Here is a 651-nt window from a genome sequence, read left to right as displayed (position 1 = left end):
AAGGTAGCCGTAGGGGAACCTGCGGCTGGATCACCTCCTTAAACGATGCATCACTCCTCGCGGTAAGCGCTCACAATGAATTACCTGATCACGTGATAGAGCAAACGGTTTAAGCACGAACCCTCTTGGGTCTGTAGCTCAGTTGGTTAGAGCGCACCCCTGATAAGGGTGAGGTCGGCAGTTCAAGTCTGCCCAGACCCACCAAATTTGCGTGATACGTCGTTGCTTCACTCCTCGCATAGCAGGCTATGCGTCGCACTGAAGCGCCTAGTCTCACACAAATTACATTTTATCCAGTCATGCGTTATTTTGTGACTTGCATAGCAGGCTATGCGACGCCATAAAACGCCTTGTTCTGAATAAAATTACCCAGAGGTGAGTGTTGTTAGATGGGGCCATAGCTCAGCTGGGAGAGCGCCTGCCTTGCACGCAGGAGGTCAGCGGTTCGATCCCGCTTGGCTCCACCATTACTTTTAGTTTACTACCCGTTTACTCATGTTTTGTGACCATTGATAAGTCAAGACGCACTCACTGCGTTGCCTTATCACTGTTCATCGAACAGTCGCTCTTTAACAATGTATATCATGCTGACATGAACGTTTTTTTAAGACGTTCATACGTAATTGTTTTGTGATACGTCTCAAGCGTATC

At 48.1% G+C, this 651-nt stretch carries 2 tRNA genes; both read left to right on the top strand.

The features are described 5' to 3' along the window. The first annotated feature begins 127 nt into the window (after positions 1-127). A tRNA-Ile gene (locus QC816_RS18270) sits at positions 128-204 on the top strand. A gap of 187 nt (positions 205-391) precedes the next feature. Next, a tRNA-Ala gene (locus QC816_RS18265) sits at positions 392-467 on the top strand. Positions 468-651 lie beyond the last annotated feature (184 nt).

It is taken from the genome of Vreelandella janggokensis, assembly GCF_031451615.1.
Lineage (GTDB): Bacteria > Pseudomonadota > Gammaproteobacteria > Pseudomonadales > Halomonadaceae > Vreelandella > Vreelandella janggokensis.
Note: the sequence above shows the minus strand (reverse complement) of the source record. Positions and strands in the feature narration are given on the sequence as shown.